Annotated in this window: 6 protein-coding genes; all 6 read left to right on the forward strand. The window is 33.3% G+C overall.

The window, feature by feature from the left end:
* The first annotated feature begins 541 nt into the window (after nt 1-541).
* Nucleotides 542-2,803: a xanthine dehydrogenase subunit XdhA gene (gene xdhA / locus B2W91_RS00340; protein WP_291578256.1), complete on the forward strand. Its 2,262-nt coding sequence runs from the start codon at nt 542-544 to the stop codon at nt 2,801-2,803.
* A 15-nt stretch (nt 2,804-2,818) separates the two neighbouring features.
* Nucleotides 2,819-3,706, forward strand: a complete 888-nt coding sequence (xdhB, locus tag B2W91_RS00345) for a xanthine dehydrogenase subunit XdhB (RefSeq protein ID WP_291578257.1) — start codon at nt 2,819-2,821, stop codon at nt 3,704-3,706.
* Complete coding sequence (gene xdhC / locus B2W91_RS00350) at nt 3,699-4,190, forward strand: xanthine dehydrogenase subunit XdhC (RefSeq protein WP_291578258.1); 492 nt, start codon at nt 3,699-3,701, stop codon at nt 4,188-4,190. The genes xdhB and xdhC overlap by 8 nt, the downstream gene beginning before the upstream one ends.
* Before the next feature lie 67 nt (nt 4,191-4,257).
* Complete coding sequence (gene hydA / locus B2W91_RS00355; RefSeq protein ID WP_291578259.1) at nt 4,258-5,649, forward strand: dihydropyrimidinase; 1,392 nt, start codon at nt 4,258-4,260, stop codon at nt 5,647-5,649.
* Between the two features lie 368 nt (nt 5,650-6,017).
* Nucleotides 6,018-7,214: a knotted carbamoyltransferase YgeW gene (gene ygeW / locus B2W91_RS00360; RefSeq protein WP_291578260.1), complete on the forward strand. Its 1,197-nt coding sequence runs from the start codon at nt 6,018-6,020 to the stop codon at nt 7,212-7,214.
* 50 nt (nt 7,215-7,264) lie between these two features.
* On the forward strand, nt 7,265-9,245 hold a 1,981-nt coding region (gene ygfK, locus B2W91_RS00365), incomplete at its 3' end, for a putative selenate reductase subunit YgfK (RefSeq protein ID WP_291578261.1).

The raw sequence follows: 9,245 nt of genomic DNA on the forward strand, positions 1-9,245 counted from the left end.
ATGAAAAATTTAGGATGAAATTCACTAAAAGTGAATTTCTAAAATGAAGTTTATTAAAAAAAACTCCAGAGGCTTTGACGGTGGAGTTTTAACCGCAATTCTTCATTCTTCATTCTTAATTTTTAATTCATTGCAAAAATTTTATTATGGAAATTAAAATCAGGTATAAGTTAAATTTTCATTAAGGAACCCTATAATATATAAATGGATATTCAAATGGATATTCTTGAATGTATAGGAACTCAGAAATACATAGGAAAAGCTTAGTCTTATGCATCTGGAATCAGAAAGAAATATTTATGAAAAGGCTGCAGGAGTTCTTGTGAAAAAGCAGAAATAATAAAAGAATTGTATAACATAATCAGGAATATTTCGTCATACTATATATATGCAAAAGAATGGAATGTTATTTTTCTAATTATTGATAAACGTGATAAAATAATAACTGAATATAAAAAATATTCATAAATATCATACAATAGTAATGTAGATTTGTAATCATTAACTATATTTTAAATAAAAGATTGAGAAGGTGACAAATATGAATAATGTGATTGGACAAAACATTCCGAGAGTAGATGCTTACGAAAAGGTTACTGGCAGAGTAAAATTTACGGATGATTTGATTTTAAATCAATGTCTTGTGGCAAAAGTGTATCATTCCACCATTGCCAATGGAATTGTAAAGTCAATTGATACCAGTGAAGCAGAAGCTTTAGATGGGGTTGTAAAAGTTGTAACATTTAAAGATGTACCAAAGCAAGCCTATCCAACTCCAGGTCATCCCTGGTCAGTGGAACCTGCTCATCAAGATGTGGCAGACCGTAATATTTTAACAGGAAGAGTCCGTTATTATGGAGATGATATTGCGGCTGTTATTGCAGAGGATGAAGTAATCGCAGCTCGGGCTTTAAAATTAATTAAAGTTGAGTACGAAGAATATAAGCCTGAGATACATCCAAGAGAATCTATGAAAGGGAGCAATCCTCCGATTCATGAAGAAAAGCCTGATAATATTCTTGCCAAAAGCGAATATGAAATCGGAAATGTGAAAGAAGCTTTTGAATCAGCGGAAGTGGTTATAAACGGAACTTATAAAACCCAGATTGTGCAGCATTGCCATATTGAAAATCCTATCTCATATGCGTATACGGAGAAAGGACGTATTGTGATTGTCAGCTCTACACAAATTCCTCATATTGTAAAAAGAGTTGTAGGACAGGCATTGGGAATTTCATGGGGAAAAGTAAGAGTTATAAAACCTTATATTGGCGGAGGATTTGGTAATAAACAGGATGTATTATATGAGCCATTGAATGCTTTTTTAACAACGCAGGTAGGAGGTCGTCCTGTAAAATTAGATGTTACAAGAGAGGAAACCTTTATTTGCACTAGAACAAGGCACGCTANNGTAAACAAAGAAGGAATGATCATTGGCAAAGAGATGCATGCTTATTCCAATCAAGGAGCATATGCTTCTCATGGTCATGCGATTGCTGCCAACGGTGCAACTGCATGGAGACATTTGTATCATGCAGACAATATTAAAGCAACAGCTTATACGGTCTATACCAATACTCCTGTAGGTGGAGCCATGAGAGGATATGGTATTCCACAGATGTGCTTTGCCAGTGAATGTTTTATAGATGATATAGCTTATAAAATTAATATGGATCCATTAGAATTCCGTAAGAAGAATTTAATTAAGGGATACTTTCAAGATCCTTATCTTGCTCCTATAGCAGCCAATACAAATGGTGTTATGGAATGTATAGATAAGGGAGCTAAGTATATTGATTGGCAAAAAAAACGAGAGCAATACCGAAATCAGATAGGGAATATCCGCAGGGGAGTCGGTATGTCGGTGTTTAGTTATAAAACTGGTGTATGGCCTATTTCTCTTGAAATAGCAGGTGCCAGACTGGTTATGAATCAGGACGGAAGTGTACAGCTTATGGTTGGAGCTACCGAGATAGGACAGGGTTCAGATACGGTATTTTCACAAATGGTAGCGGAAACTTTGCATATAAATGTTGACGATGTTCATATCCAGTCTGTTCAGGATACAGATGTTACACCATTTGATACAGGTGCTTATGCATCCAGACAGTCTTATGTAACAGGTACCGCAGTAAAACAGTGTGCAGAACAGATGTATGAAAAGATTTTAACTTATGCCAAAACACTTTTGAAAGAAGAATATAACCAATTAGAGATTGAAGACGGATGGATATTAGGAGATGGGAAAAAGGTATTGTCCTTAGAAGAGTTAGCTATGGAAAGTTACTACAGCCTTAGCAATTCCTCAGCTATTACATCGGAAGTATCTCTTCAGGCGAAAAAGAATGCAATAGCAACCGGATGCTGCTTTGCAGAGGTAGAAGTAGATATTAAGCTTGGAAAAGTAAAGATTATAAAAATAATCAATGTCCATGACAGCGGAGTGTTACTGAATCCTCAGCTTGCTGTTATGCAGATACATGGAGGAATGTCCATGGGAATTGGTTATGGATTAAGCGAGCAATTGCTTGTGGATGAGAAAACAGGCAGAGTCTTAAACGGTACATTGTTAGATTACAAAATGCCGACAACAATGGACTTACCGGATCTAGATGTTGATTTTGTAGAATTAGAAGAACCTACAGGACCTTATGGTAATAAAGCATTGGGAGAACCGCCGGCAATTCCGCCAGCTCCAGCTATTCGTAATGCTGTCTTACATGCAACTGGTGTCAGTCTTCATGAGATTCCTATGTCTCCCCAAAGATTAATTGATGAGTTTATCAAAGCAGGTCTAATATAGAAAGGAGGGAATGTTATGTACGATATTAATCATTATTATAATGCAACAACAATAAAAGAAGCAGTTTCCCTTCTGAAGGAACATTCCAATGCAAGAATTATTGCAGGAGGAAGTGATGTGCTAATCAAGATTAGGGAAGGGAAAATGGCGGGAACAGATCTACTTTGTATTCGTGATATCAAGGAACTCCAAGGAGTTACTTTAACAGAAAATAAAGATATTTATATTGGTGCTGCCACTACTTTCAGTCATATTACTAATGATCCGATTATTCAAAAATATATTCCTGTTTTGGGAGAAGCAGTAGATCAAGTTGGTGGACCTCAGGTTCGAAATATTGGAACAATCGGCGGTAATATCTGTAATGGTGCAGTTAGTGCAGATAGTGCTCCCACAGTCTTTTCTTTGGATGCCAAATTAAAGATTGTTAGCAGTGACAGTGAAAGAATTGTACCGGTAAAAGAATTCTATTTAGGACCGGGACGTGTGGATCTACATCCGGGCGAATTGCTTACCCATATTATTATTCCTAAAGAGAACTACTGGGGATATTGGGGACACTATATTAAATATTCCATGAGAAATGCTATGGATATTGCTACATTAAGCTGTAGTGTTGTAAGCAAAGTAAATCCAGAGACTAATGTTTTAGAGGATGTAAGAATTACTTTTGGAGTTGCAGCACCTGTTCCTTACCGCTGTCATATGACGGAAAATGCCATCAAAGGAAAAATGATTGAGGAATCTCTTTGTCAAGTAGTAGAAGACACCATTCGCCAAGAGATTAATCCAAGAGATTCATGGAGAGCTTCTAAAGCATTCCGCCTTCAGATTGGTGGAGAGATTGCGAAAAGGGCACTGACAAAAACAATAGAACTTTCAAGGGGGAACCATCATGAATAAAGAGATGAGACTGGTAAAATGTATCGTAAATGGAAAAGAAGTAGCCGAATATGTAGACGTGAGGGAATCCTTATTGGATATGTTACGTAATCGTCTAGGACTTACTTCGGTAAAAAAAGGCTGTGAAGTAGGCGAATGCGGTGCTTGTACTGTAATTATTGATGGCGAAACAGTTGATTCTTGTATCTATTTGGCAGTATGGGCAGAAGGTAAGAATATTAGAACATTGGAAGGGCTCCTTGGAGAGAATGGGGAGTTAACCAGAATTCAAGAGGCATTTATTGAAGAAGGAGCAGTTCAGTGCGGATTCTGCACACCAGGCTTTGTAATGTCAGCTACTGTTTTATTAGAACGAGGAGAAAAAATTTCTAGGGAAGCTATTAAAAAGCATATGGCAGGAAACTTATGCCGCTGTACTGGATATCACAATATTGTATCCGCAGTAGAAAAAGTGATAGAAGAAAATGGAGCTAATCAGAATTAGGCATGTTTGAAAATCAAGTAGTGCAAGATTATGTTTATGTAGACATAAAAGGAGATGTAATTTTACGATGGCCACTTTAATAAAAAATGGAATTATTGTCACTTCAGGTGATATTTTTAAAGGAGATATTTATATAGAAGATGGTATCATAACTAAAATAGGCATGAACCTTATTGAAGAAGCTGATGAAATAGTTGATGCTGATGGGAAATATGCAATTCCTGGAGGAGTAGACGTTCATACCCACCTAAATTTAGATGTAGGAATAGCTGTGGCCACAGATGATTTTTATACTGGAACTGTAGCAGCTGCCTGTGGTGGCACTACAACTATAGTTGATCACTTAGCATTTGGACCAAAGGGATGCAGCTTACATCATCAAGTAAATTTATACCACAAATATGCTAAAGGTAATGCAGTTATAGATTATGGATTTCATGGAGTTATACAACATGTAAATGATGTTATATTAGAAGAACTTCAGGAACTATATGATGAAGGAATCACAAGTAATAAAGTTTATTTAACCTATGACTATAAATTAAGCGATTTGGAAGTATTTAAAGTACTTAAAAGATCTGAAGAAATTGGTATAATCACAGCTGTACATCCAGAAAATAATGACGTTGTTAATTATCTTAGGGAATATTATTCAAGCAATGGTCTTACAGCACCGATATACCACTCAAAAAGTAGACCGGTGTGTTGTGAAGGAGAAGCTATAAATAAAATGCTCAATATTGCTAAAATGGCAGGGGATTCTCCTTTATACATAGTGCATCTTTCCTGTAAGCTTGGGTTAGATTATATAAAAATGGCTATGGATAATGGACAAAAGAATATTTTTACAGAAACATGTCCACAATATCTTTTTTTAGATGAAACTAAATACAATGGTGAAAATAATGAAGGATTAAAATATATTGCTAGTCCTCCTTTAAGAGAAAAGTCTAATCAAGATGCATTGTGGAAGGGAATTCAAGATGGCTATATACAAGTTATTGCAACGGATCACTGTCCATTTAATTTCAATGTAGAAAAACAACTAGGAAAAGATGATTTTACTAAATGTCCAGGTGGAGTACCAGGAATCGAAACTAGAATTCCACTGATTTTTTCAGAGGGAGTTATGAAGAAAAGAATATCATTAAATAAATTTGTAGATTTAGTAAGTACAAAACCTGCAAAAATATTTGGATTATACCCTAAAAAAGGGACTATTGCAATTGGCTCTGATGGAGATATTGTTATAATTGACCCTAATAAAAAAGTCAAAATTACAAAATCAATGTTACATGAAAATGTCGATTATACTCCTTATGAAGGATTTGAACTTCAAGGGTATCCAATAATAACAATTTCAAGAGGAAAAATTATAGTAAAAGATAATGAGTTTATTGGAGAAAAGGGGTATGGGCAATTTTTAAAAAGAGAAAAAACAGACTTTTCCAATGTTTAAATAAATAGTGATTTTTCTAATTATAAAGAACTTTTTGTAAAATGAAAGGTTCTTTTTTTTTGAAATTTATCAAAATGATAAGATATATAGGTTATTAAATTAAGTATTAAAATGAATATTTACAACATTCTCTAAATTTATTATTAAAATGATAAATTTATCATTTTAATAATAAATTTACGGCTATAATTTTTAAAGATTAACTATTTATAGGCTTTAACCATTTGGCATAGATATTGCTTATAAAATATAGTACAAGGAGGAGTCAAATATCTAAAAGAAAATATAGAATTTTTCATTTAAAAGATTGTAAACAATTTTAATATACAAATTTAAAATTAATTATAAAAAATTTAGGAGGCGTAGTCATGCAAAATATTAAAAAATTAACTGAAGAATTAGGAAGATTTAAATGTGAAAACATGTATGATAATGATTTCTTTTTAACTTGGGAAAAAACAGATGATGAACTTAAATCAGTATTTGCAGTAGCAGATATTCTACGTGGAATGAGAGAAAATAATATATCTACAAAAATATTTGATAGTGGATTAGGTATTTCATTATTCCGTGATAATTCTACAAGAACAAGATTCAGTTTTGCAAGTGCATGTAACCTATTAGGATTAGAAGTTCAAGATTTAGATGAAGGAAAGTCACAAATTGCCCATGGAGAAACAGTACGTGAAACAGCAAATATGATTTCTTTTATGGCTGATGTTATAGGTATCAGAGATGACATGTTTATAGGTAAAGGAAACAAATATATGCATGAAGTATCTGATGCAGTTCAAGATGGACATAAAGAAGGAGTTTTAGAACAACGTCCTACACTTGTAAATCTTCAATGTGATATAGACCATCCAACTCAATGTATGGCAGATTTACTTCATATAATTCATCATTTTGGAGGAGCAGAAAATCTTAAAGGTAAAAAAATAGCTATGTCTTGGGCATATTCGCCATCTTATGGTAAACCACTTTCAGTTCCACAAGGTGTAATTGGATTAATGACAAGAATGGGAATGGAAGTTGTACTTGCTCATCCAGAAGGATATGATTTAATGCCTGAAGTAGAAGAAGTAGCAAGAAAAAATGCTGAAGCAAGCGGCGGTAAATTTATAAAAACTAACTCAATGAAAGAAGCTTTCGAAAATGCAGATATAGTATATCCTAAGAGCTGGGCACCTTTTGAATTCATGGAAAGACGTACAAACTTATATGGAGAAGGCAAATTTGAAGAAATAGATGTACTAGAAAAAGAATTATTACAAGAGAATGGTAAACATAAAGATTGGGAATGTACAGAAGAAATGATGAAGCTTACTAAAGATGGAAAAGCATTATATTTACACTGCTTACCAGCTGATATCACAGGAGTTAGTTGCAAAGAAGGAGAAGTAGCTGCATCAGTATTTGATCGTTACCGTGAACCACTTTACAAAGAAGCTGGATATAAACCTTATATTATTGCTTCAATGATATTCTTAAGCAAAGTTAAAAATCCAGTTGAAACAATTGAGAAGCTTTTAAAAGCAAATAATCCAAGATTTTACGGAAAATAATTTATGATATAATAAAAAATTTATTATATTTTTAAGGGGGAAAAGTTTGTATGGGCGACAAGATGCGACCACTTTCATTTGAAAGAATGATTACATGGATTATAAAAGAACTTAAAGAAAAGGAATCTATTTTTGGAATTCACAAGAATAAATTCTACAAAAATAATACTAATAAATATATAGAATTATTTGGAGAGAAACTGGCATCTCCACTTGGTCCTGCAGCAGGTCCTAATTCTCAATTAACACAAAACATAGTTGCATCTTACTTAACAGGGAGCCGTTTTATTGAATTAAAAACAGTGCAAGTTATTGATGGAGAGGATTTACCGGTGGCTAAACCATGTATTCATGCAGAAGATGAATGCTATAATGTGGAATGGTCTACAGAACTAACAGTACCAGAAGCTTATGATGAGTATATAAAGGCTTGGTTCTTACTTCATGTTTTAATGAAAGAATTAAACTTAAGCAAAGAAAGAGATTTCATGTTTAACATGAGTGTAGGGTATGATTTGGAAGGTATAAAATCTCCTAAAGTTGATGCTTATATAGAAGGAATGAGAAATGCATCCACTACAAAGGTTTGGAAGGAATGCAAAGAAACATTACTTTCTAATATGGATTTATTCTCTAATTTTAGTAAAGAAGATTTGGACAAAATTTCACCAGTAGTTTGCCCGTCTATTACTTTATCTACACTACATGGATGTCCACCAGAAGAAATTGAAAAGATTGCAAAGTATCTTTTAGAAGAAAAAAATCTTCATACTTTTATAAAGATGAATCCAACTCTTTTAGGAGAAAAATTTGTTAGAGATACCTTTGATCAAATGGGATATGATTACGTAGTTCTTAATCCTAAACATTTTGTAAATGACTTGCAATATAAAGATGGAGTATCTATGCTTAGACGTCTAAAAGTTATTGCTAAAGAATTAAAATTAGAAATAGGAGTAAAGCTTACAAATACTCTGCCAGTTAAAATTGAAAATGGCGAATTACCTGGAGAAGAAATGTATATGTCAGGCCGTTCTCTTTTCCCACTAACTATATCTTTAGCAAGCAAATTAGCTTCAGAATTTGATGGAGATTTACAGATATCTTATTCTGGTGGTGCAGATTTCTTTAATGTAGAAAAAATATTAAAAGCAGGCATTCAACCAATCACTTTTGCAACTACTATATTAAAACCAGGTGGTTATGAGAGAATAACTCAAATGGCTAAAAAGGTAGAAGATGATCTTAAGGGTGCATTTAAAGGTATAAATACAGAATATTTAAACGAGTTTGCAAAATCAGCTTTAAATGATAAATATCACCTTAAAGATCTTAGACCTGTAAGTAGCAGAAAGATTTCGTCTGAACTTCCAATTTATGATTGTGCAATAGCACCTTGTACAATAGGATGTCCTATAAATCAACAAATACCTGAATATGTAGCTTTAGTTGGTGAGAAAAAGTATGATGAAGCTTTCAACTTAATAGTTAAAGATAATGCTTCACCAGCAATTACAGGAACTATATGCAATCACAATTGTCAATACAAATGTACAAGACTTGATTATGATGAATCAGTTTTAATTAGAGACATGAAAAAAGTAGCAGTTTTAAATGCTGCAGATAAATATATTTCAAATATTAAAAAAGCAGACATAAAGAGTAATAAAAAAGTAGCAGTTATAGGAGCAGGTCCAGCAGGACTATCTGTTGCACTTTTCTTAAGAAGAAATGGTGTAGATGTAACTGTAATGGATAGAAAAGAAAGACCTTATGGCGTTATAGAATATGTTATTCCAGAGTTTAGAATTTCTTCTGAAATGATTAAAAAAGATTTTGAACTTGTTAAAAAACAAGGAGTTAATTTTAAATTTGGTATTGATGAAAATTTAGATGTAGATGCACTAAAGAGTGAATATGATTATGTGGTACTAGCAATAGGTGCTTGGAAACCAGGTAATTTACCATTAAAAGAAGGTGGAGAAAAAGCTGTTGATGCTATTTCATTCCTTGAAAATCACAAAAGTTCTC

Source organism: Clostridium sp. UBA6640 (assembly GCF_002455975.1).
Lineage (GTDB): Bacteria > Bacillota > Clostridia > Clostridiales > Clostridiaceae > Clostridium_J.